The sequence below is a fragment of the Lysinibacillus capsici genome, assembly GCF_003367505.1.
Classification (GTDB): domain Bacteria; phylum Bacillota; class Bacilli; order Bacillales_A; family Planococcaceae; genus Lysinibacillus; species Lysinibacillus capsici.
Genome location: NZ_PXXX01000008.1, coordinates 158,899 through 182,698 on the forward strand (window position 1 = coordinate 158,899; position 23,800 = coordinate 182,698).

The following is a 23,800-nucleotide window of genomic DNA, read 5'->3' on the forward strand; positions in this document are numbered from 1 at the left end:
TCGAGGTGAAAGCAATTTGGCAAAGAAAAAAACGAAATTTGTATGTTCAGGCTGTGGCTATGAATCTGCTAAATGGATGGGAAGATGCCCTGGATGTGGCGAATGGAATAAAATGGTGGAAGAAGTAGAAATGGTTGCAAAAGGCCCACGTGGAGCATTTCAACATTCTGCTACAGTTACTCAAAAGGCAATCCCGATTATCCAAGTAGAAGCTACTGAAGAATCGCGCGTAGCAACAGAAATGGGCGAACTCAATCGTGTATTAGGCGGTGGCATTGTACCTGGTTCTCTAGTATTAATTGGGGGCGATCCTGGAATAGGGAAATCAACATTACTATTACAGGTTTCCGCATTACTCTCGAATAAAGGGCATCGCGTACTTTATATTTCCGGAGAGGAATCCATTCGTCAAACGAAATTACGAGCAGAGCGTTTAGGAGTGATTTCTCAAGAGCTTTACATATACTCCGAAACAAACCTAGAGTTTTTAAACCAAACCATTGATGAAGTACAACCTAAATTTGTCATTGTCGATTCCATACAAACGGTTTTTCATCCAGAAGTAACAAGCGCCCCAGGTAGTGTCTCACAGGTTCGTGAATGTACAGCCGAGCTGATGCGAATCGCTAAAACAAAAGGCATTGCTATTTTTCTAGTAGGGCATGTCACAAAAGAGGGGCAAATTGCTGGGCCACGTATTTTAGAGCATATGGTGGATACTGTACTATACTTTGAAGGGGAAAGACATCATAATCATCGTATTTTACGAAGCCAAAAAAACCGCTTCGGATCTACAAATGAAATTGCTATATTTGAAATGCTTCAAGGTGGGTTAAAGGAAGTTCTAAACCCTTCTGAGTTATTTTTACAGGAGCGTTCACAAGGTGCGGCGGGGTCAACTATTGTAGCCTCAATGGAGGGGACAAGGCCAATTCTTGTTGAAATTCAATCCTTAGTTACACCTACAAGCTTTAACTATCCTAAACGTATGGCCACAGGTGTCGATCAAAATCGAGTACAATTGCTAATGGCTGTACTAGAAAAGCGTATGGGTCTCATGCTACAAGCTCAGGATGCATATATTAAAGTTGCTGGTGGTGTCAAGCTGGATGAGCCAGCAATAGATTTAGCGGTGTTGACAAGCATTGTATCTAGTTTTAAGGATCAGGCAGTGCGTGCAACGGATTGCTTTATTGGTGAGGTCGGACTGACAGGTGAGGTCCGTCGGGTATCACGTATAGAACAGCGAGTCATTGAAGCGGCGAAGCTTGGATTTAAAAGAGCTTTCATTCCTTCTTCGAATATTGGTGGTTGGGAATTTCCTCAGGGAATTGAAATTGTTGGTGTAGAAACAATAAAAGATGCACTAAATGCATGCTTTAGAGAGTTATAAAGGAGGTTGTGCATGTTGGATATTATTCTGACATGCATTTTCCTTCATTTTTGATGCTAATATTGGAAACTCAAATAAAAGAATAATCGTCCTAAATAATAGCTGATGAATGAATAAAGGATTTTCATCTAGTACGAACAAAATAGAAGTTTGTAAAATTTTGTCTAACTATCTTATCCTTGTTTCACACATCAAAAATAATGAGATTTTGACTGAGCTCATGAAAGATTTTCTACCGTAAACTATGTATAATCTTAACTAACAATTAGGAGGTGACAGCTTGTGAAAAAATTTGTTCAAATTGCGTTTTTACTGATTGGAGGAGCATTGGGCCTTGTTTTCTTACCGCCATTATACGAATTGCTTCATTTATCATCTAATCCTTGGCTAGATAATCCTTATGTATCAGTAGCTCTAGGCGCACTTTTACTGTTTACACTATCTTTTGCATTTTCCGATTACTTTGTAAGGCTCATTAGCTGGATGGAAGAAGTTCTGTTTAAGGTTCCTATCGGAGATTTATTATTTGGTACGTTTGGTTTAATAATTGGGTTGATTGTCGCTTACTTTTTAGGCTTTGCCATTGATAGTGTACCATTCCCTGTTATTTCGGAAGTACTTCCAATTATCCTGTCATTTGTATTAGGGTATTTAGGATTCCGTCTAGGTTTTAGAAAAAGAGATGAGCTCATACAGCTTTTTACATTACGTAGTACCAATACGAAGAAAAAAGCTGCTGAAGGTGCTGAAGCTCAAGAGGTTCGTGGAAGCTACAAACTGCTAGATACAAGTGTAATTATTGATGGTCGTATTGCTGATATTTCTGAAACAGGCTTCATTGAGGGTATATTAGTTGTACCTCAATTTGTGCTCACAGAGCTTCAGCATATAGCTGATTCATCTGATACCTTAAAGCGCACAAGAGGTCGGCGTGGTTTAGATATTTTAAAAAAATTACAAGATGAGCGTAAGACAAAAGTTGAAATTACGGACGAGGATTTTGAAGATGTACAAGAGGTAGATTTAAAGCTTGTCCGTCTTGCAAAAAAAATGGGCAATGATACATGCATCGTTACCAATGATTTTAACCTGAATAAAGTCTGTGAGCTCCATCATGTAAAAGTGTTAAATATCAATGATTTAGCGAATGCAGTGAAACCTGTAGTTATACCAGGTGAAGATATGCAGGTTGTGGTTATAAAGGATGGCAAAGAGCATAACCAAGGAGTTGCCTATTTAGATGATGGTACGATGATTGTGGTTGAAGGTGGTCGTAGTTACATCGGACAGGCAATTACAGTTACAGTTACTAGTGTGCTGCAAACATCGGCAGGTCGTATGATATTTGCTAAGCCGAAGGACGATTAGGATGTGGGGAAATGCAATATGAAGTGGTTCTACCTGCTGCCGGAAGTGGGAAGCGTATGGGTGCAGGGCAAAATAAATTATTTTTAAAGCTTTTAGAGAAACCTATTCTGGTACACACGCTAGAAGTGTTTCAACAAGATCCCGCTTGCACAGGTATTTGGCTCGCTGTAAAACCAGAAGAGCGTGGATTTATTCAAAAAATGCTAGAGGACTATAGGATTACCAAAGTGAAGGGTTTACCTGATGGGGGTGCTGAGCGACAGCATTCGGTTCATTCTTGCATGAAAGAGATGCAACAGGTAGATATTGTGCTTGTCCATGACGCAGCACGCCCGTTTATTACGCATGATATCATTGCAAAGCTTGTACAGAACGCGCATCATCATGGTGCAGCAATTGCAGGGGTTCGTGCGAAAGATACGATGAAAAAAGTATCAATGAATGGCATTATAGAGGAAACGGTTGATCGAGAAAGCCTTTGGATGGTGCAAACTCCACAAGCATTCCGTTTTGAATTAATTATGGAAGCGGAGGACGTAGCTGAAAAAGTAGGTTTTCTTGGGACAGATGAGGCAATGCTAATGGAGCGTCTCGGACATCAGGTACACATCGTAGAAAGTAGTTATGAAAATGTAAAAATGACAACACAAGAAGACTTAGTATTTGGTGAGGCAATCTTGCGTAAGCGTGGATCATTCAATCATTAGGAAATATTATTTATAGAGGCTATTCATTCGTAGTTTGTTAAGGATGGATAGTCTTTTTTATTTGTTTTGTTTGGGAAAAATTATATGGTCAGAATGCCTTATTGCTTCGTAATCTGTTCATCCATATATGTATGATAATAATGACATAACTGCTAGTCGAATTAGAAACGAAGGCGTAGAAGAGAATAAAAAGTTGGAATGCTCCAATAAAGTGGATTTTATCCATATGTGATTGTTTTATGTGTAAAATGAAATAGTGGATATATGATTAATAAGGTAATAGAATAGATGAAAAGATGTGAGGGGTGTTTATTGTGTCATTAAATGATTGGTTGAATCAAAAGGTTCCAGAAATTACAGGTTCATTAACTAGTATAAATAAACAGTACATCGACGTTGACAACTCAATAGGCTTTGATGGACGAGATCGGGTTATAAAAATAATAGATAATTTCCATGAGGTGCTGTTTCCTGGCATTTATATGACAAGACCTATTGATGAAACAAGGGTGAACGTAGTTTGCAGTAATAAGCTGCGTGAAACAGCATTAGATTTGCGGGATATTATCGAAAAAGTATTATTTTATAATATGGAGGATAGTGATCCTGCCAATTGCGAGAAGTATTGCCGTGAACAAGCAGACAAAATTGTTATGAATTTGATTAATCGATTTCCTGCCATTCGCCAAGTGCTACAAACAGATATTCAAGCGGCATATAATGGTGACCCAGCAGCTCTTTCCACAGAGGAAATTTTGCTAAGCTATCCATCTATTGTGGCTGTTTATATTCACCGCATCGCACATGAGTTATACGAAATGGGTGTACAAATTGTGCCTCGAATTATGTCAGAATATGCGCACCGATTAACGGGTATCGATATTCATCCAGGGGCTACAATAGGAGAATCATTCTTTATTGACCACGGAACAGGTGTAGTTATCGGTGAAACTTGTACTATCGGTAAGAATGTAAAAATTTATCAAGGTGTAACATTAGGTGCACTAAGCTTCCCATTAGATGAAAATGGTAATCCAATTAAGGGCATTAAGCGTCATCCGAATATTGCCGACAATGTTGTCATTTATGCTGGTGCTACTATCTTAGGGGGCGAGACGACGATTGGGCACGATTCCGTTTTAGGAAGTAATATTTGGCTAACACACTCTGTTCCCCCTTATTCACGTGTTTATAATTCACAGCCATCTCCGAATATTAGCAACAGTCAAATGAAAAATATAGAGTATCATATTTAAAGAATGTGGGGCAGTCTAGAGAGTGTAGCTTTCTAAACTGCCCATTACTGCTATAGGAGGATAATTATTAAAGCGCTTTTCAAACAACCTAGGGCAAATTTTGATATGATAATGATAAATATTAATTAAAGGAAGATGAATATGTTTCGAATTGGACAAGGTTTTGACGTACATGCATTTGAAGAAGGTCGTCCATTAATTATTGGTGGCATTACCATTCCGCATGAAAAAGGACTAGTAGGACATTCAGATGCGGATGTTCTCTTACACACTGTCACAGATGCGGCTCTAGGAGCAATTGGAGAAGGGGATATTGGCCGTCATTTTCCAGATACAGACCCTGCATTTAAGGACGCGGACTCAGCAAAATTATTAGAGTACATTTGGAAGATCGTTGAGGATAAGGGTTATTCTCTAGGTAATGTCGATTGTACCATTATGGCACAGCGTCCTAAAATGGCCCCCTATATTGGACAGATGCAACAACGTATCGCTGAATTATTACACGCAGAGCCTTCACAGGTAAATGTTAAAGCAACTACAACTGAACGATTAGGTTTTACAGGTCGCGAGGAAGGTATTGCGGCAATGGCAACAATTCTATTGATCAAGAAATAAATGTGGATGAACCCCGCTTTTATTTCCTGTAACAGAGTGGTAAAATGAACAAAGTCAATTTTTGATCGAAAATTTAGGAGGCTTTTAATTATGACGAAAGAAGTTCGCGTTCGTTACGCGCCATCTCCAACAGGTTATTTACATATCGGTGGAGCGCGTACAGCATTATTCAATTATTTATATGCAAAACATCATAACGGTAAATTCATTGTACGTATTGAAGATACGGATATTGAACGTAATGTAGAGGGCGGAGAAGCATCTCAGCTAGATAACCTAAAATGGTTAGGTATTGAATATGATGAGTCCATTGATATTGGTGGACCTTATGCGCCTTATCGTCAAATGGAACGTCTTGATATTTATAAAGAGCACGCTGAAAAACTATTAGAGCAAGGTGTAGCCTACAAGTGTTTCTGTTCTTCTGAAAAGCTTGAAGCATCTCGTGAAGAACAAAAAGCAAGAGGTGTAGCTGCTCCTACTTATGATGGTACATGTCGCCACTTATCAGCAGATGAAATTGCTGCTAAAGAAGCGGCAGGTGAGCCATACACAATCCGTATGCGTGTACCTGAAAGTGTAACATACGAATTTGAAGATTTAGTTCGTGGACAAGTTACCTTTGAGTCTAAAGATATTGGTGATTGGGTGCTTGTAAAAGCAAATGGTATTCCAACATATAACTATGCGGTTGTTTTAGATGATCACTTTATGGAAATCTCTCACGTTTTCCGCGGTGAGGAGCATTTATCGAATACACCAAAGCAAATGATGATTTTTGATGCATTTGGTTGGGAATATCCACGCTTTGGACATATGACATTAATTATTAACGAAAACCGTAAAAAACTATCTAAGCGTGATGAATCGATTATTCAATTTGTTACGCAATATAAAGATTTAGGTTATCTTCCTGAAGCGATGTTTAACTTCTTTGCGCTACTTGGTTGGTCTCCAGAGGGAGAAGAAGAGATTTTCTCAAAAGAAGAATTTATCAAAATTTTTGATGAAAAACGTCTTTCAAAATCACCATCTATGTTCGATAAACAAAAGCTAACATGGATGAATAATCAATATATTAAAAAGTTGTCTTTGGAAGAAGTTGTAGCTTTATCTTTACCACATCTACAAAAAGCAGGCTTATTACCTGAAGAACTTACTGCAGAGCAACATGCTTGGGCGACGGATTTAATCGCACTTTATCATGACCAAATGAGCTTTGGTGCAGAAATTGTCGAATTATCTAGCCTATTCTTTAACGACCATATTGAATATGATGAAGAAGCAAAAGAGGTTTTAGCAGGAGAGCAAGTACCTGAAGTAATGGCGGCATTTAAAGCACAATTGGAAGAGCTAGAAGAGTTTACACCAGATGCGGTAAAAGCTGCGATTAAAGCTGTACAAAAGACAACTGGTCATAAAGGTAAAAATCTGTTCATGCCAATCCGTGTTGTGACAACAGGTGAAACACATGGACCAGAGTTGCCGAACGCCATTTGTTTAATTGGTAAAGAGAAAGCAATTGACCGTGTAGAAAAATTTGCACAATAAAGATAAATTTATTGACAATTCATTCTTTCGTTGTAAAATGTATTTACATTGAAAAAGCGTTGATAAGGAGAAGTAAGTGGCGCATGCTCTTAAGAGAGGACCATCATCGGCTGAAAGTGGTCTGAGCCTAGGCAAAACTGAAATGCACCTTTGAGCATAAAGCTGAACGAGAGTAGGCTTTATCGAGTCATCCCCGTTAATGGATGTCCAAAGTGGAAGGCTTTTTGTCTTCAATCAGAGTGGAACCACGCAAATCGAGCGTCTCTGTCATTCCTTTTAGGAGTGATAGAGGCGCTTTTTTTATTCAACAGAAAAGGAGAGTGAAATACAATGGGTATTCAAATTTTTAACTCATTAACACGACAAAAGGAAACCTTTGTACCGCTAGAAGAGGGCAAGGTAAAAATGTATGTCTGCGGTCCTACGGTTTATAACTATATCCATATTGGGAATTCACGTCCTGTAATTGTTTATGATACAGTACGTCGTTATTTTCAATATAAAGGCTATGATGTAAAGTTTGTTTCCAATTTTACGGATGTAGACGATAAAATTATTAAAGCAGCAAATGAGCTTGGTGAAGAAGTACACGAATTAACAGAGCGTTTTATTGCAGCCTATTTTGAAGATGTTACAGCACTAGGATGCAAAAAGGCAGATGTTCATCCACGTGTGACAGAGCATATGGACGATATCATTCAATTTATTCAAGTGCTAATTGAAAAGGGTTACGCTTATGAATCTGCTGGAGATGTGTATTACCGTACTCGTAAATTTGATGGCTATGGTAAATTATCACACCAATCAGTTGACGATTTAAAAATCGGTGCTCGTATTGAAGCGGGCGAGAAAAAAGATGATGCGCTAGATTTTGCTTTATGGAAAGCTGCTAAGCCAGGTGAGATATTCTGGGAAAGCCCATGGGGAGATGGCCGTCCAGGGTGGCATATTGAGTGTTCTGTAATGGCTCGTGAACATTTAGGAGATACTATTGATATTCATGCTGGTGGGCAGGATTTAACTTTCCCTCACCACGAAAATGAAATTGCTCAATCAGAGGCACACAATGATAAAACATTTGCGCGTTATTGGATGCATAACGGGTATATTAATATTGATAATGAAAAGATGTCCAAATCTCTTGGGAATTTTATTCTTGTGAATGATATCCGTAAACAAATTGACCCGCAGATATTGCGTTTCTTCATGCTATCTGTCCATTATCGTCATCCAATTAACTTTGCGAAGGACCTAGTAGAAGCTGCTGCGTCAGGTTTAGAGCGCATTCGTACAGCATACAACAATGTGAAGCATCGCCTTACGACTACTGTAAGCTTAGGTGATCATTCAGAAGAATGGCTGAACAAAATTGCGGAACAGAAAGCGCATTTTGAAGAGGCAATGGATGATGATTTTAATACAGCCAACGCTATTTCTGTATTATTTGAAGTAGCTCGTATTGCTAATATTTACTTAAATGAAGCCAATACTTGCAAGAAGGTATTAGAAACCTTTATTGAAACCTTTGAAGTACTAGGTGACGTCTTAGGTATTGAATTTGCAAAAGAAGAAGAACTATTAGACGAAGAAATTGAAGCATTACTACAAGAGCGCGTCGAGGCACGTAAAAATCGTGATTTTGCTCGCTCTGATGAGATCCGTGACCATTTGCAAGCCCAAGGTATCATTTTAGAAGATACACGACAAGGAACTAGATGGAAACGAGGGTAATTAAGTTGGATAAACTTCGCAATGAAGATGTTAAACAATTAAAAGCGCTGGCGTTAGCCTATATGGGTGATGCCGTATTGGAACAAAAGGTCCGAGAATATTTGCTACGCTCTGGTCGTGTTAAACCAAACACACTACATCGAGAGGCAACTCGCTACGTCTCAGCAAAAGCGCAATCGATGATCGTTCATCGCATGATGGATGAAAATTATTTAACAGAGGAGGAATTGGCTGTGTTCCGCCGTGGACGCAATGCCAAATCCGGCTCTGTACCAAAAAATACGGATGTCCAAACCTATCGTAATAGCTCAGGCTTTGAGGCGGTGCTTGGTAGTTTATATTTATTAAATGAACTAGAACGCGTCTACGAAATCATTGCATATGCTATTCAAATAATCGAGGAATCAAAAGGAGTGTCTAAATAATGGCAGAACAGAATGGTGAAATTATTGCCGGTAAAAACCCAGTGTTAGAAGCACTTCGTTCAGGCCGCGATATGAATAAAGTATGGATTGCAGAAGGAGTAAAGAAATCTGGCGTCAATGAACTGCTAGATTTAGCCCGTGAACGTGGTGTCATAGTTCAATTTGTCCCAAAAAAGAAAGTTGACCAATTATCAAGTGCTAATCATCAAGGTATCGTTGCTTCTGTTGCCGCTTATAAGTATGCTGAACTAGAGGATTTATTTGCAGCCGCAGCTAATAAACAGGAAGATCCTTTTTTCTTAATCTTAGATGAGTTAGAGGATCCTCATAATCTAGGGTCTATTATGAGAACGGCTGATGCTATAGGAGCACATGGTATTATTATTCCTAAGCGCCGATCAGTGAGTCTAACAGCAGTAGTGGCAAAGGCATCTACAGGAGCGATTGAACACGTTCCAGTTGTACGTGTAAACAATCTTGCTCAAACTATAGATGAATTAAAAGAACGCGGTGTATGGATTGCAGGGACAGATGCAAAGGGATCTGCAGATTATCGAAAAATGGATGCAACATTACCATTAGCCATCATTATCGGTAGTGAGGGCAAAGGGATGGGGCGTTTATTAAAAGAAAAATGCGATTTTTTATATCACTTACCGATGGTTGGGCATGTCACATCACTGAACGCATCAGTAGCAGCGGCTTTATTAATGTACGAAGTGTATCGTAAACGTCAAGAAGCGATTGAATAACAATGAAAAACATTTTGCTTGTTGATGGCTATAATATGATTGGATCTTGGAAAGAGCTGCGGCCATTGCGTGATACAAATTTTGAGGATGCGCGAAGAAGGTTGATAGAACTCATGGCTGAATATAAAGCGGCAATGGGTTGGCGCGTAATTATTGTTTTTGACGCCCATCTTGTACCAGGAGTAGAGCAATCTTATATAGAAAATGATGTAGAAGTCATTTATACACGAAAAAATGAAACAGCAGATGAACGTATTGAAAAAATGACACATGAATTAAAGGCTAGAAATGTACAAATTCATGTAGCAACTTCTGATATGGCAGAGCAAAGTGTTATATTTGGGAATGGTGCCTTAAGGAAATCGGCTAGAGAGCTAGAAATTGATACAAGTATTATCCAACATAAAATTACTCATGATGTGAAGCGGAAGCAAGAAAGTAAGCCGCCTTCTCGTATAGAATTAAAGCCAGATGTTGCGCTCGCCTTTGAAAAATGGCGACGAGGGTTGAAATGATTGATTGACGCATATTTTCCAATTCCGTTATACTGTTTCTAATTATCTGTTGTGGCTGAGGTGATACCATGTTTAAAAATAGCATTGTACAAGTGACACAAGATTTTGAACGATTCAATGATGAAGAGCTTATTGAAATGGTGCATCAAGGTAATACAGATGCGTTGGATTATTTAATTACAAAATACCGTTTGTTAGTAAGAGCGAAGGCAAGATCCTATTTTTTAATCGGAGCAGATAAGGAAGACATTGTACAAGAGGGCATGATAGGCTTATATAAAGCGATTCGTGATTTTAAAGGAGATAAGCTTGCATCATTCAGAGCTTTTGCAGAGTTATGTATTACAAGACAGATTATCACAGCTATTAAAACAGCAACTAGGCAAAAGCATATACCTCTAAATTCCTATATCTCTTTGGACAAGCCTATATTCGACGAAGAGTCAGACCGAACGCTTATGGATGTACTAACGGGTGCTATTATGGATGATCCAGAAGAATTGATGATTCATAGAGAAGAGTTTGGATATTTAGAAGAAAAGATGAGTGAGATTTTAAGTGAATTAGAGCTACAAGTTTTAGCCTTATATCTAGACGGCCAGTCTTATCATGAAATTTCCGCCAAATTAAATCGTCATGTGAAATCTATCGATAATGCATTGCAGCGGGTAAAACGTAAATTAGAACGTCATTTAGTCCTTGAGGAAATGTCTTAGCCCATTTAGGCCTTTATTGACATTGACAAATATAGGTGTTAGTCTTAAAAAGACAAAGTGCCGAAAAAGGTGATTATATGGCAAAAAAAGTCGTGCTAAATTGTGAGAAATGCGGTTCGAGAAATTACACGTTCCCAGCTAAAGAAGGTGCAACTGTACGTCTCGAATTAAAGAAATTTTGCTCGCATTGCAATGAACATACAATGCATAAACAAACGCTATAAAATGATATGTAAATAGACAGATTTGATTGATTCGGAGGTTAAGCTAGAATGGGCAAGATCAAAAGCTTTTTCAGCGATGTAATGTCAGAAATGCGCAAAACAAGCTGGCCGAAAAGTAAAGAACTGACGAAATATACAGTCGTTGTAATTTCAACTGTTGTCATTATGGCTTTATTTTTTGTGTTAGTTGACTTAGGTATTTCATCATTATTCCGCTGGTACTTAGATTTATAATTTAGTAAATAGCATATTTTTGAAATAGCCCGTCCATTGCAATAACGGGTTTTTTCGTTTGTTTTATCTTCATTCAGCAGAAAACTCCATCTAATGGGATGGATGAAGTGAAGCGCAAAGCAGTAAAATCTCCTCATTATGATAAATACTACTAGGAGAGTATGATAGTAGCGATAGATGACTATGCTAGTTTCGGTATATATCATCGAGCTTTCGCAAGTAATTAGCGAAAGCTATATTTTTCTAATGAGATGTTTGTGAAAAGAGTAAAAATGCATTGAGCGTATCGCGATTCATTTTCACTTTTATTTGTAAGGGAGGGACGGACGAGGAGTCCTAGTAGTTATGGAGAAAAATTGGTATGTTGTTCATACGTATTCAGGGTATGAAAACCGTGTAAAAGCAAACCTAGAGAAACGTGTAGAAACAATGGGAATGCAAGATAAAATCTTCCGTGTGATTGTTCCTGAGCATGAAGAAACAGAAATGAAAGATGGAAAAAAACGTACAATGATGCGTAAAGTTTTCCCTGGTTATGTGTTAGTAGAGTTAATCATGACAGATGATTCTTGGTATGTAGTTCGAAATACGCCTGGTGTTACGGGCTTTATCGGTTCATCTGGTGGAGGAGCAAAACCAACACCGTTATTACCTGAAGAAGCAGATCGTTTACTACAACAAATGGGTATGACTGATAAAGTTGTAGAAGTGGACATTACTGTTGGTGAAGCAGTAGAAGTATTAGAAGGGCCGTTTGCTCATTTCCAAGGACGTGTTGAAGAAATTGACACAGAAAAAGGTAAAATTAAAGTGACGGTTGATATGTTTGGTCGCGAAACGATTATGGAGCTAGATTTCGAACAAGTTCAAAAATTATAGTTCTAACATTAGAACATTACATGCTAATTGGTAGATGTTTCGCAGATTTTGTTAATTACTACTTGCTTAAAAAAATTAAAAGTGGTATCATTTCATAGGTCAGACTGTCATACTTTTGTTTGACGTCTGTAATGATAATTTTAATGTTATCGGCACTTAGCTGACAGACAGATATTGAGTGGGAGGGGCAACCCAATTACCACATCACGGACTTAAGGAGGTGTGTCTCGTGGCTAAAAAAGTTATTAAAGTTGTTAAACTTCAAATCCCTGCTGGTAAAGCTAACCCAGCTCCACCGGTTGGTCCTGCATTAGGTCAAGCGGGTGTGAACATCATGGGATTCTGTAAAGAATTTAATGCGCGTACTGCTGATCAAGCTGGTCTTATTATCCCAGTTGAAATTTCAGTATTCGAGGATCGTTCTTTCACTTTCATTACAAAAACTCCACCTGCAGCAGTTCTACTTAAAGTAGCAGCTGGTATCCAATCTGGATCTGGTGAACCAAACCGTAAAAAAGTGGCAACGGTTAAACGTGATAAAGTTCGCGAAATCGCTGAAACTAAAATGCCAGACCTTAACGCTGCTTCAGTAGAAGCTGCTATGTTAATGGTTGAAGGTACTGCACGAAGCATGGGTATTGTTATCGAAGACTAATCCCATTTACTTGATGTTTTGTTTTTTGGAAGGTTGCGAAGTTTCTTTGTGAACACGCAACCTTTATTCGTGGGAGGTAAAATCCGCTATAACCACAATCAAGGAGGAAATATATAATGGCTAAAAAAGGTAAAAAACTGCAAGATGCAGCAAAATTAATTGATCGTAACGCACTTTACACTGCACAAGAAGCAATCGAACTTGCTCAAAAAACTAGCACAGTAAACTTCGACGCTACTGTAGAAGTTGCTTTCCGCTTAGGTATTGATACTCGTAAGAACGACCAACAAATCCGTGGTGCAGTAGTACTACCAAACGGTACTGGTAAAACTCAACGCGTATTAGTATTTGCAAAAGGTGAAAAACTTAAAGAAGCTGAAGCAGCTGGTGCTGACTATGTAGGCGATGCAGAATACATCCAAAAAATCCAACAAGGTTGGTTTGACTTCGATGTAATCGTAGCAACTCCTGACATGATGGGTGAAGTTGGTAAACTTGGTCGTGTATTAGGGCCTAAAGGTTTAATGCCAAACCCTAAAACTGGTACAGTTACTTTTGATGTAACAAAAGCTATCGAAGAAATCAAAGCTGGTAAAGTAGAATACCGTGCTGATAAAGCTGGTATTATCCACGCTCCTATCGGTAAAGTTTCTTTCTCAGCAGAAAAATTAGTAGAAAACTTCTTAGCTGTTTTTGATGTAGTTCAAAAAGCAAAACCTGCTGCAGCTAAAGGTACTTACATGAAATCTGTAAATGTTACAACTACAATGGGTCCAGCGGTTAAAATTGACGCTTCTAACGTAGTAGTAAAATAATTTATATATATGTATTGACGATAGTGGCTATACGTGATACTATAGTTGCTGTTGTGAATTATCCATTTGTACCGTAGACAGTAGGAGTGACTTGTCACTTAATGTTCCTACCGAGGACATCGGAATTCAGATTCTTATTTAAAGATGATGACTTTCAGCCTCTGTGTCTATTTGACTCGGAGGCTTTTCTTTTGTCGGTATAAATGACCCATTCTAATAGGAGGTGTCATCATGAGCAAAGCAATCGAAAACAAACAAGTACAAGTTCAAGAGATTACTGAAAAATTCCAAGGCGCTGCTTCTGTAGTAGTTGTGGATTACCGTGGTCTTAATGTTGCACAAGTAACAGAGCTTCGTAAACAACTTCGTGAAGCTGGCGTTGAGTTCAAAGTTTACAAAAACACTTTAACTCGTCGTGCTGCTGAAGCTGCTGGCCTTGAAGGAATCAACGAAGTATTAGTTGGTCCTAACGCAATTGCGTTCTCAAATGAAGATGTTGTAGCGCCTGCTAAAATCATCAACGAGTTCGCTAAGAAAAACGAAGCTTTAGAAATTAAAGCTGGTATTATTGAAGGTACTATTTCTTCTGTTGAAGATGTTAAAGCACTTGCAGAACTTCCATCACGCGAAGGTCTACTTTCTATGCTTTTATCTGTACTTCAAGCTCCAGTGCGTAACTTCGCACTTGCAACAAAAGCTGTTGCAGAACAAAAAGAAGAACAAGGCGCGTAATTTAGTACGCACTAATACTTCTGCGGCCTGATCGCAAAAAATAAAACATTATCCAATTAGGAGGAAATTATAATGAATAAAGAGCAAATCTTAGAAGCTATCAAAGCTATGACAGTTCTTGAATTAAACGATTTAGTAAAAGCTATCGAAGAAGAATTCGGTGTAACAGCTGCTGCTCCAGTAGCAGTAGTTGCTGGTGGTGCTGCTGCAGCTGAAGAAAAAACAGAATTTGACGTAGTATTAGCATCTGCTGGTGCAGAAAAAATCAAAGTAATCAAAGTGGTTCGTGAAATCACTGGTTTAGGTCTTAAAGAAGCTAAAGAAGTAGTAGATAACGCTCCTAAAGCTCTTAAAGAAGGCGTTTCTAAAGATGAAGCTGAAGAAATCAAAGCTAAACTTGAAGAAGTTGGCGCATCTGTAGAAGTTAAGTAATCTCGCGTTACTTTTTAACAAAAGGAAAGCTCGTCATTTTGGCGAGCTTTTTTCTTCATTCTGAGGAGGCGTGAAAATGTCAGATCACTATTATACAAGTAAGCCTCAAACTGAAAGTAAACCACGTCACTGGACATTCAAGTTACTAGGGCATACGTTTTCATTCGAAACGGATGCAGGTGTATTTAGTAAAAGCGAAGTAGATTTTGGATCCCGTGTTTTAATAGACGCTTTTCAAATGCCTGATATTGATGGTGCGATTTTTGATGTAGGTTGTGGATACGGGCCGATAGGGTTATCGATTGCCAAAACTAATCCAGACCGTACCGTTTTTATGATGGATATTAATGAACGTGCAGTTGCGCTTTCGCAAAAAAATGCGCAAGTGAACGGTGTTCAAAATGTGCGAATATTTGTGAGTGACGGCCTATCGATGGTTGATAAAGATGTAGATGCAGCAGCTATCTTAACGAATCCACCAATTCGTGCGGGGAAGGAAACGATTTTCCGCTTTTACGATGGAGCTTACGATCGGCTAGTGTCTTCGGGTGAACTCTGGGTAGTCATTCAGAAGAAACAAGGAGCGCCATCGACAGTAAGTTACTTAGAAGAAAAGTTTTCAGAAGTCGATGTAGTAGAAAAGAAAAAAGGGTACTGGATAGTACGCGCAAAAAAATAAATGAAATATGTATAATTTATTGACTTGACAAATCGGCTATGATAATATGATACAATGCAAAAATATTATTTTGAGGTCGTATGCCCTTTTTGTATAGAATTGTTTTAATATGGGTATACTTGCCAAGATAAGTTTAGTTAACCGAAAATGAGATCTTTTTGAAGACTCGTTTTCTTTTTGTCTTTCGAAATCATACACTATTTGTATGATTTTGCAAAGACCTAATATCGCTTTATTGAGGGGTGAATGAGTTGACAGGTCAACTAGTTCAGTACGGACAACACCGCCAGCGTAGAAGCTTTGCGCGTATTAAAGAGGTGCTTGAGCTTCCAAATCTGATTGAGATTCAAACGGCGTCTTACGAGTGGTTCCTTGAAGAAGGTTTACGTGAAATGTTCCGTGACATTTCGCCGATCGAGGACTTTACAGGTAATCTTTCATTAGAATTCATCGATTATTCATTAGGTGAGCCTAAATATGATGTTGATGAGTGTAAAGAGCGAGATGTTACTTACGCAGCTCCATTACGTGTGAAAGTACGTCTTTACAACAAAGAAACAGACGAAGTGAAAGAACAAGATGTCTTCATGGGTGATTTCCCGTTAATGACAGAAACAGGTACGTTCATTATCAACGGTGCTGAACGTGTTATCGTTTCACAATTAGTTCGTTCACCAAGTGTGTATTTCCATGATAAAACTGATAAAAACGGTAAAAAAGGCTTTGGAGCTACAGTTATTCCAAACCGTGGTGCTTGGTTAGAGTATGAAACTGATGCGAAAGACGTAGTTTATGTGCGAATTGATCGTACTCGTAAGCTACCAGTAACAGTGTTACTACGTGCATTAGGTTTCGGTTCAGATCAAGAAATTATCGATATTATCGGTGATAACGAGTATCTGCGTAATACGTTAGAAAAAGATAACTCTGAAAGTACAGAAAAAGCGCTTTTAGAAATCTACGAACGTTTACGTCCAGGTGAGCCACCAACAGTAGAAAGTGCGAAGAGTTTATTATACTCTCGTTTCTTCGATGCTAAACGTTATGATTTAGCGAATGTTGGTCGCTACAAAATGAATAAAAAGCTTCACATTAAAAATCGTTTATTCAACCAAACGATTGCTGAAACGCTTGTAGATCCAGAAACAGGCGAAATTTTAGTAGAAAAAGGTACAGTACTAGATCGTCGTACTTTAGATAAAATTCTACCTTACCTAGAAGATTCATCAAAAGGTATTGGTTACCGCACTTTATCACAAGTCGGTGGAGTGCTTGAAGATGATGTAACCATCCAATCTATTAAGATTTATGCTCCAAAGGATGAAGCTCAAAAAGAAATTAATATCATTGGTAATGCGTACATTGATGAAGAAGTTAAGAATATTACACCTGCTGATGTTTTATCTTCAGTAAGCTATTTCTTTAACTTACTTTACCAAGTAGGTGCAACAGATGATATTGACCATTTAGGTAACCGTCGCCTACGTTCTGTTGGTGAGTTACTACAAAATCAATTCCGTATCGGTTTGTCTCGTATGGAACGTGTAGTACGTGAGCGTATGTCAATTAATGACACAGCTGCGATCGTACCACAACAATTAATCAATATCCGTCCAGTGATTGCGTCGATTAAAGAGTTCTTCGGAAGCTCTCAATTATCACAATTCATGGACCAAACAAACCCATTAGCAGAGTTAACGCATAAACGTCGTCTATCTGCATTAGGTCCTGGTGGTTTAACGCGTGAGCGTGCTGGCTTCGAAGTACGTGACGTTCACTACTCTCACTATGGTCGTATGTGTCCGATCGAGACACCAGAGGGTCCAAACATTGGGTTAATCAACTCATTATCTTCATTTGCCAAAGTTAATAAATTTGGCTTCATTGAAACACCTTATCGTCGTATTGACCACGAAACAGGTCGAGTAACGGAGCAAATTGATTATTTAACAGCTGATGAAGAAGATAACTACTATGTAGCACAAGCAAATTCACCGTTAAATCCAGATGGTACTTTTGTAAATGATGAAGTAGTAGGTCGTTTCCGTGGTGATAACACGGTATTCAATAAAGCGCAAATGGACTACATGGATGTATCTCCTAAACAAGTTGTCTCTGCAGCGACTGCATGTATACCGTTCTTAGAAAACGATGACTCGAACCGTGCACTTATGGGTGCCAACATGCAACGTCAAGCAGTTCCACTACTTAACCCAGAAGCACCATTCGTTGGTACTGGTATGGAACATGTTGATGCGCGTGATTCAGGTGCAGCTGTAGTAGCGAAGTATGATGGTATTGTTGAGCACGTTGAAGCTCGCTCTATCCATGTACGCCGCATTGAAGTTGTAGACGGCAAAGAGGTTAAAGGCGATTTAACAAAATATAAATTACAGAAGTTCATTCGTTCTAACCAAGGTACTTCATATAACCAACGTCCACTTGTAAAAGTAGGCGAACGTGTGAAACCTCGTGACATTTTAGCAGATGGTCCATCAATGGAAAAAGGCGAACTAGCTCTTGGACGTAACGTTCTGGTTGCATTCATGACTTGGAACGGCTTTAACTATGAGGATGCTGTTATTATGAGTGAGCGCCTTGTAAAAGACGATGTCTATACATCTGTTCATATCGAAGAATATGAATCAGAATCTCGTGATACAAAGCTTGGACCAGAAGAAATCACTCGTGATATTCCAAACGTCGGAGAAGATGCACTTCGTAACCTAGACGAACGTGGTATTATCCGTATTGGTGCGGAAGTACGTGACGGTGATATTCTTGTTGGGAAAGTAACGCCTAAAGGGGTTACAGAATTAACTGCTGAAGAGCGTTTATTACATGCAATCTTCGGTGAAAAGGCTCGTGAGGTTCGTGATACTTCATTACGTGTACCACACGGTGCTGGCGGTATCATTCTTGATGTTAAAGTATTTAACCGTGAAGATGGCGATGAATTACCACCAGGTGTTAACCAATTAGTTCGTGCTTATATTGTTCAAAAACGTAAAATTCGTGTTGGGGACAAAATGGCCGGACGTCATGGTAACAAAGGGGTTATCTCTCGTATCTTACCAGAAGAAGATATGCCATTCATGCCAGATGGCACGCCTGTTGATATCATGTTAAATCCACTTGGTGTACCTTCCCGTATGAATATCGGACAAGTTTTAGAGTTACACTTAGGTATGGCTTCTCGTTATCTAGGCGTTCACATGGCAACACCAGTATTTGATGGTGCTAATGAAGAAGACGTTTGGGAAACAATGGAAGAAGCTGGGATGAACCGTGACGGTAAAACAATCCTGTATGATGGACGTTCTGGTGAACCATTCGATAACCGTGTATCAGTAGGTATCATGTATATGATCAAACTTGCTCACATGGTTGATGATAAACTTCATGCACGTTCAACTGGTCCTTACTCACTTGTTACGCAACAACCACTTGGTGGTAAAGCGCAATTTGGTGGACAACGTTTTGGTGAAATGGAGGTATGGGCACTTGAAGCTTATGGTGCTGCGTATACACTTCAAGAAATCTTAACGGTTAAATCTGATGACGTTGTTGGTCGTGTGAAAACATATGAAGCCATCGTTAAAGGTGAAAGTGTACCAGAGCCAGGTGTTCCTGAGTCATTCAAAGTATTGATTAAAGAACTTCAATCTCTTGGTATGGATGTTAAGATGTTAACAGTTAATGATGAAGAAGTAGAGCTTCGCGATTTAGACGAAGAAGACGATCTTCAGCCAGCTGATGCACTTAACATTGCACCACAGCCAGATACAGAAGAAGAGCCAGTAGAGTCTTTTGAATAATGGAAAACCAAATTCACAAATGTGAATTTGGTCAAACTTATTTTTCAAATTAGCCGGGCAGGATTTAACGCCCTGCCTGGCTTTTTCTTTTAATAAATCATTCTATTTCTAATCCTTTGCCAAAGAGGCAATCTTTGCAAACGATTATCGAGCTGCGTAAAAGAGTCTTTATAAAGACCTATACTAGAGGGAGGTAGGCTCCTTGATAGACGTTAATGAATTTGAATATATGAAAATTGGTTTAGCATCACCTGACAAGATTCGTTCTTGGTCATATGGAGAGGTTAAAAAACCTGAAACAATTAACTACCGTACACTAAAACCAGAAAAAGATGGTTTATTCTGTGAGCGTATTTTTGGTCCAACTAAGGACTGGGAGTGTCACTGTGGGAAATATAAACGTGTACGCTATAAAGGCGTAGTTTGTGATCGTTGTGGCGTTGAAGTAACACGTGCTAAAGTTCGTCGTGAACGTATGGGACATATCGAATTAGCAGCACCAGTTTCTCATATCTGGTACTTCAAAGGTATTCCTAGCCGTATGGGTCTAATTTTAGATATGTCACCTCGTGCTCTTGAAGAAGTTATCTATTTTGCTTCATACGTTGTGATCGATGCAGGTGCTACTAATTTAGAAAGTAAACAATTACTATCTGAAAAAGAGTATCGTGCATACCGTGAAAAATTCGGTAATACATTCGAAGCATCAATGGGTGCAGAAGCAATCAAAAAATTATTAGGTAAAATCGACCTAGAAGATGAAACACAATCTTTAAAAGAGGAGTTAAAATCTGCTCAAGGTCAAAGACGTACTCGTGCCATTAAACGTCTAGAAGTTGTTGAATCTTTCCGTAACTCAGGAAACTCACCTGAATGGATGATTCTAGATGTACTACCTGTTATTCCACCAGAGCTTCGTCCAATGGTGCAATTAGATGGTGGTCGTTTCGCGACTTCAGATTTAAACGATTTGTACCGTCGTGTAATTAATCGTAATAACCGTTTAAAACGTTTATTAGATTTAGGTGCTCCGAGCATCATCGTACAAAATGAAAAACGTATGTTACAAGAAGCTGTTGATGCATTAATCGATAATGGTCGTCGTGGACGTCCTGTAACAGGTCCTGGTAACCGCCCGTTAAAATCACTTTCACATATGTTGAAAGGTAAACAAGGTCGTTTCCGTCAAAATCTACTTGGTAAACGTGTTGACTACTCTGGTCGTTCGGTTATCGTAGTAGGTCCAAACTTAAAAATGTACCAATGTGGCTTACCAAAAGAAATGGCTATCGAATTATTCAAGCCATTCGTTATGAAAGAATTAGTAGAGCGTGGTCTTGCTCATAACATTAAATCTGCTAAACGTAAAATCGAACGTTTAAATAACGACGTATGGGACGTTTTAGAAGATGTTATCCGTGAGCATCCAGTATTACTAAACCGTGCACCAACGCTTCACCGTCTTGGAATTCAAGCATTTGAACCAACACTAGTTGAAGGTCGTGCTATTCGTCTTCACCCATTAGTATGTACAGCCTATAATGCTGACTTCGATGGTGACCAAATGGCGGTTCACGTACCATTATCAGCTGAAGCTCAAGCTGAAGCTCGTCTTCTAATGCTTGCTGCACAAAACATCCTGAATCCAAAAGACGGTAAACCTGTTGTAACACCTTCTCAAGATATGGTATTAGGAAACTACTACTTAACACTTGAACGTGAAGGCGCACGTGGTGAAGGTACTGTTTTCTATGGTCCAAATGAAGTTTTAATTGCCTATGATACAGGTCATGTACACTTGCATACACGTATCGCAATTAAAGCAAGTTCATTAAATAATCCGACATTCACTGAAGAACAAAATAATATGTTCTTATTAACAACTGTCGGTAAAGTAATCTTTAATGAAATCTTACCGGAATCATTCCCTTATATTAATGAGCCAACTGATTTCAACTTAGAGCAAGTAACACCAGAAAAATACTTTGCTAAGTTAACAATTGATGAAGAAACACTTAAAGAGCTTGAATCAGATAGTGCTTATAATAATTTAGATGAAAAAGGGAAAATTGATGCACAACGTACAGCTGTATTGCGTAAATACTTTGCATCAGTACCTGTTGTAAACCCATTCCGTAAGAAATTCTTAGGAAATATCATTGCTGAAGTATTTAAACGTTTCCACATTACGGAAACATCTAAAATGCTTGACCGTATGAAAAACCTAGGTTTCAAATATTCAACACGTGCAGGTATTACTGTAGGTGTATCTGATATCGTGGTATTACCTGATAAAGGTGAAATTTTAGCAGAAGCTCAAGAGAAAGTAGATAAAGTTCAAGCGCAATTCCGTCGTGGTTTCATTACTGAGGATGAGCGTTATGATCGCGTTATTTCAAGCTGGAGTGCTGCAAAAGATGAAATTCAAGCGAAGCTGATGAAGTCACTTGAGAAAACAAACCCAATTTTCATGATGTCTGATTCAGGTGCCCGTGGTAATGCATCTAACTTTACTCAGCTAGCTGGTATGCGTGGTCTGATGGCCAACCCGGCTGGTCGTATTATCGAACTTCCAATCAAATCTTCATTCCGTGAAGGTTTAACAGTATTAGAGTACTTCATCTCAACTCACGGTGCTCGTAAAGGTCTTGCCGATACAGCCCTAAAAACTGCCGATTCAGGTTACTTAACGCGTCGTCTTGTTGACGTTGCACAAGATGTTATCGTTCGTGAAGATGACTGTGGTACTGACCGTGGCTTAACGATTGGTGCATTAATGGAAGGCACAGAGTTAATTGAAGCTCTAGATGAACGTATTGTTGGTCGTCATACGAAGAAAACAATCTTCCACCCTGAAACTGGTGAAGTAATTCTTGCAAAAGACGGTTTAATCGACCAAGATATCGCTCGTGCAATTATCGAGGCTGGTATTGAAGAAGTGACAATCCGTTCAGCATTTACATGTAATACAAAACACGGCGTTTGTAAAAAATGTTACGGCATGAACTTGGCGACAGGTGAGAAGGTTGAAGTTGGGGAAGCAGTTGGTATTATTGCGGCTCAATCAATCGGTGAACCAGGTACACAGTTAACAATGCGTACATTCCATACAGGTGGGGTTGCTGGTGATGATATTACACAAGGTCTTCCACGTATCCAAGAGATCTTTGAAGCACGTAATCCAAAAGGTCAATCTGTTATTTCAGAAATTGCTGGTACGGTTTCAGATATCACAGAAATTCGTGAAGGCTTAAAAGAAATTACAATTCAAGGTGACGTAGAAACTCGTAAGTATCAAGCACCTTATAACGCACGTTTGAAAGTTATCGAAGGTGATAATGTAGAACGTGGTCAAGTTTTAACAGAAGGTTCTATCGATCCAAAACAATTGCTAAAAGTCAAAGACGTTTCAACTGTTCAAGAATATTTATTAAAAGAAGTTCAAAAAGTATACCGTATGCAAGGGGTAGAAATTGGGGATAAACACATTGAGGTAATGGTTCGCCAAATGCTTCGTAAAGTGCGTGTAATTGAAGCTGGAGATACAGAATTACTACCTGGCTCATTACTAGATATCCACCAATTCTCAGAGGCAAACGTAGACGCTGTTATGAATGGCAAAAACCCTGCAACTTGTCGCCCTGTTATCCTTGGTATTACAAAAGCTTCTCTTGAAACAGAATCATTCTTATCTGCAGCATCGTTCCAAGAAACAACACGTGTGTTAACAGATGCAGCAATTAAGGGTAAACGTGACGAACTTCTTGGATTAAAAGAGAACGTAATTATCGGTAAACTTGTTCCTGCAGGTACTGGTATGCAACGTTATCGTCAAATCCGCATCGAAAAAGATGAGCTTGACACAGAAGTCGTTTCTGCTGAATAAACATTAAATTAGGCCGAAGAGATGTATATTTTCATCATCTCTTCGGACTTTTTCAAGATATTAGTTGACAGTGTAAATGAGTAATGATAATATATTGAAGGTTGATAGTTAACTGTCTGTACTTCGGAGGATATGTAAATGTCTTATGATAAAGTAAGGGCTAGTCAAACAATCATAGGTACAAAGCAAGCAGTAAAAGCAATGCGAGCTGGTTCAGTGAAAGAACTTTTTGTGGCACTTGATGCAGACAATTGGGTAACCGATTCGGCCATATCTTTCGCGAGAGAAATCGGTATACCAGTTATTCTTGTTGAGTCCAAAAAGGAACTGGGCAAAGCCTGTGGAATCCATGTTGGAGCTGCGGTAGTTGCGATTACTGTAGAGTAGTTTTTGTGTAAAATGCACAAAGACTTT

22 protein-coding genes and 2 other annotated features are annotated in these 23,800 nt (G+C 38.9%); all 22 genes read left to right on the forward strand.

Annotation, left to right across the window (positions count from 1 at the left end; all coding sequences use genetic code 11):
* Nucleotides 1-16 precede the first annotated feature (16 nt).
* A complete protein-coding gene (radA, locus tag C7B89_RS05025) occupies nt 17-1,393 on the forward strand; it encodes a DNA repair protein RadA (RefSeq protein WP_004233577.1) in 1,377 nt (458 codons plus the stop codon).
* Between the two features lie 282 nt (nt 1,394-1,675).
* Nucleotides 1,676-2,761, forward strand: coding sequence for a PIN/TRAM domain-containing protein (locus tag C7B89_RS05030; protein WP_004233578.1), 1,086 nt, complete (start codon nt 1,676-1,678; stop codon nt 2,759-2,761).
* Between the two features lie 11 nt (nt 2,762-2,772).
* The gene (gene ispD / locus C7B89_RS05035; RefSeq protein ID WP_048395541.1) at nt 2,773-3,468 is read left to right on the forward strand and encodes a 2-C-methyl-D-erythritol 4-phosphate cytidylyltransferase; all 696 of its coding nucleotides are present in this window, start codon (nt 2,773-2,775) and stop codon (nt 3,466-3,468) included.
* A gap of 314 nt (nt 3,469-3,782) precedes the next feature.
* A complete protein-coding gene (gene epsC / locus C7B89_RS05040; RefSeq protein ID WP_004233580.1) occupies nt 3,783-4,724 on the forward strand; it encodes a serine O-acetyltransferase EpsC in 942 nt (313 codons plus the stop codon).
* Between the two features lie 141 nt (nt 4,725-4,865).
* Nucleotides 4,866-5,342, forward strand: a complete 477-nt coding sequence (gene ispF / locus C7B89_RS05045; protein WP_004233581.1) for a 2-C-methyl-D-erythritol 2,4-cyclodiphosphate synthase — start codon at nt 4,866-4,868, stop codon at nt 5,340-5,342.
* 90 nt (nt 5,343-5,432) lie between these two features.
* Entirely contained in the window at nt 5,433-6,893 is a 1,461-nt protein-coding gene (gene gltX, locus C7B89_RS05050) for a glutamate--tRNA ligase (protein WP_054548956.1), read from the forward strand.
* 50 nt (nt 6,894-6,943) lie between these two features.
* Nucleotides 6,944-7,162: a binding site (T-box leader), on the forward strand.
* Nucleotides 7,163-7,223: 61 nt separating this feature from the next.
* Nucleotides 7,224-8,624 (forward strand): cysteine--tRNA ligase, encoded by a 1,401-nt coding sequence (gene cysS, locus C7B89_RS05055; protein WP_048395551.1) that lies wholly within the window; start codon nt 7,224-7,226, stop codon nt 8,622-8,624.
* On the forward strand, nt 8,609-9,049 hold the full coding sequence (locus C7B89_RS05060) for a Mini-ribonuclease 3 (RefSeq protein WP_175400791.1): 441 nt from the start codon (nt 8,609-8,611) through the stop codon (nt 9,047-9,049). Before cysS ends, C7B89_RS05060 begins: the two co-directional genes overlap by 16 nt.
* The gene (gene rlmB, locus C7B89_RS05065) at nt 9,049-9,801 is read left to right on the forward strand and encodes a 23S rRNA (guanosine(2251)-2'-O)-methyltransferase RlmB (RefSeq protein ID WP_054548957.1); all 753 of its coding nucleotides are present in this window, start codon (nt 9,049-9,051) and stop codon (nt 9,799-9,801) included. Before C7B89_RS05060 ends, rlmB begins: the two co-directional genes overlap by 1 nt.
* Before the next feature lie 2 nt (nt 9,802-9,803).
* The gene (locus C7B89_RS05070) at nt 9,804-10,316 is read left to right on the forward strand and encodes an NYN domain-containing protein (RefSeq protein WP_054548958.1); all 513 of its coding nucleotides are present in this window, start codon (nt 9,804-9,806) and stop codon (nt 10,314-10,316) included.
* 68 nt (nt 10,317-10,384) lie between these two features.
* Nucleotides 10,385-11,032 (forward strand): RNA polymerase sporulation sigma factor SigH, encoded by a 648-nt coding sequence (sigH, locus tag C7B89_RS05075; protein ID WP_004233587.1) that lies wholly within the window; start codon nt 10,385-10,387, stop codon nt 11,030-11,032.
* Nucleotides 11,033-11,109: 77 nt separating this feature from the next.
* A complete protein-coding gene (gene rpmG, locus C7B89_RS05080) occupies nt 11,110-11,256 on the forward strand; it encodes a 50S ribosomal protein L33 (RefSeq protein WP_081010942.1) in 147 nt (48 codons plus the stop codon).
* Nucleotides 11,257-11,304: 48 nt separating this feature from the next.
* Entirely contained in the window at nt 11,305-11,490 is a 186-nt protein-coding gene (gene secE / locus C7B89_RS05085; RefSeq protein WP_004233589.1) for a preprotein translocase subunit SecE, read from the forward strand.
* A 345-nt stretch (nt 11,491-11,835) separates the two neighbouring features.
* Nucleotides 11,836-12,369, forward strand: coding sequence for a transcription termination/antitermination protein NusG (gene nusG, locus C7B89_RS05090; protein ID WP_004233590.1), 534 nt, complete (start codon nt 11,836-11,838; stop codon nt 12,367-12,369).
* A 229-nt stretch (nt 12,370-12,598) separates the two neighbouring features.
* Nucleotides 12,599-13,024: a 50S ribosomal protein L11 gene (gene rplK, locus C7B89_RS05095; RefSeq protein WP_004233593.1), complete on the forward strand. Its 426-nt coding sequence runs from the start codon at nt 12,599-12,601 to the stop codon at nt 13,022-13,024.
* Nucleotides 13,025-13,140: 116 nt separating this feature from the next.
* Complete coding sequence (rplA, locus tag C7B89_RS05100) at nt 13,141-13,839, forward strand: 50S ribosomal protein L1 (protein WP_004233594.1); 699 nt, start codon at nt 13,141-13,143, stop codon at nt 13,837-13,839.
* A 53-nt stretch (nt 13,840-13,892) separates the two neighbouring features.
* Nucleotides 13,893-14,038: a sequence feature (ribosomal protein L10 leader region), on the forward strand.
* 32 nt (nt 14,039-14,070) lie between these two features.
* Nucleotides 14,071-14,571, forward strand: coding sequence for a 50S ribosomal protein L10 (gene rplJ / locus C7B89_RS05105; protein WP_103119000.1), 501 nt, complete (start codon nt 14,071-14,073; stop codon nt 14,569-14,571).
* Nucleotides 14,572-14,643: 72 nt separating this feature from the next.
* Complete coding sequence (gene rplL / locus C7B89_RS05110) at nt 14,644-15,003, forward strand: 50S ribosomal protein L7/L12 (RefSeq protein ID WP_004233598.1); 360 nt, start codon at nt 14,644-14,646, stop codon at nt 15,001-15,003.
* A gap of 76 nt (nt 15,004-15,079) precedes the next feature.
* A complete protein-coding gene (locus C7B89_RS05115) occupies nt 15,080-15,682 on the forward strand; it encodes a class I SAM-dependent methyltransferase (protein ID WP_036077767.1) in 603 nt (200 codons plus the stop codon).
* 242 nt (nt 15,683-15,924) lie between these two features.
* A complete protein-coding gene (gene rpoB / locus C7B89_RS05120; RefSeq protein WP_175400790.1) occupies nt 15,925-19,500 on the forward strand; it encodes a DNA-directed RNA polymerase subunit beta in 3,576 nt (1,191 codons plus the stop codon).
* A gap of 202 nt (nt 19,501-19,702) precedes the next feature.
* Nucleotides 19,703-23,386 carry a DNA-directed RNA polymerase subunit beta' gene (gene rpoC / locus C7B89_RS05125; RefSeq protein WP_048395560.1) on the forward strand — a complete coding sequence of 1,228 codons (3,684 nt, stop codon included), beginning with the start codon at nt 19,703-19,705 and terminating at the stop codon, nt 23,384-23,386.
* A gap of 138 nt (nt 23,387-23,524) precedes the next feature.
* Entirely contained in the window at nt 23,525-23,773 is a 249-nt protein-coding gene (locus C7B89_RS05130) for a ribosomal L7Ae/L30e/S12e/Gadd45 family protein (RefSeq protein ID WP_004233607.1), read from the forward strand.
* The last annotated feature ends 27 nt before the right edge of the window (nt 23,774-23,800 follow it).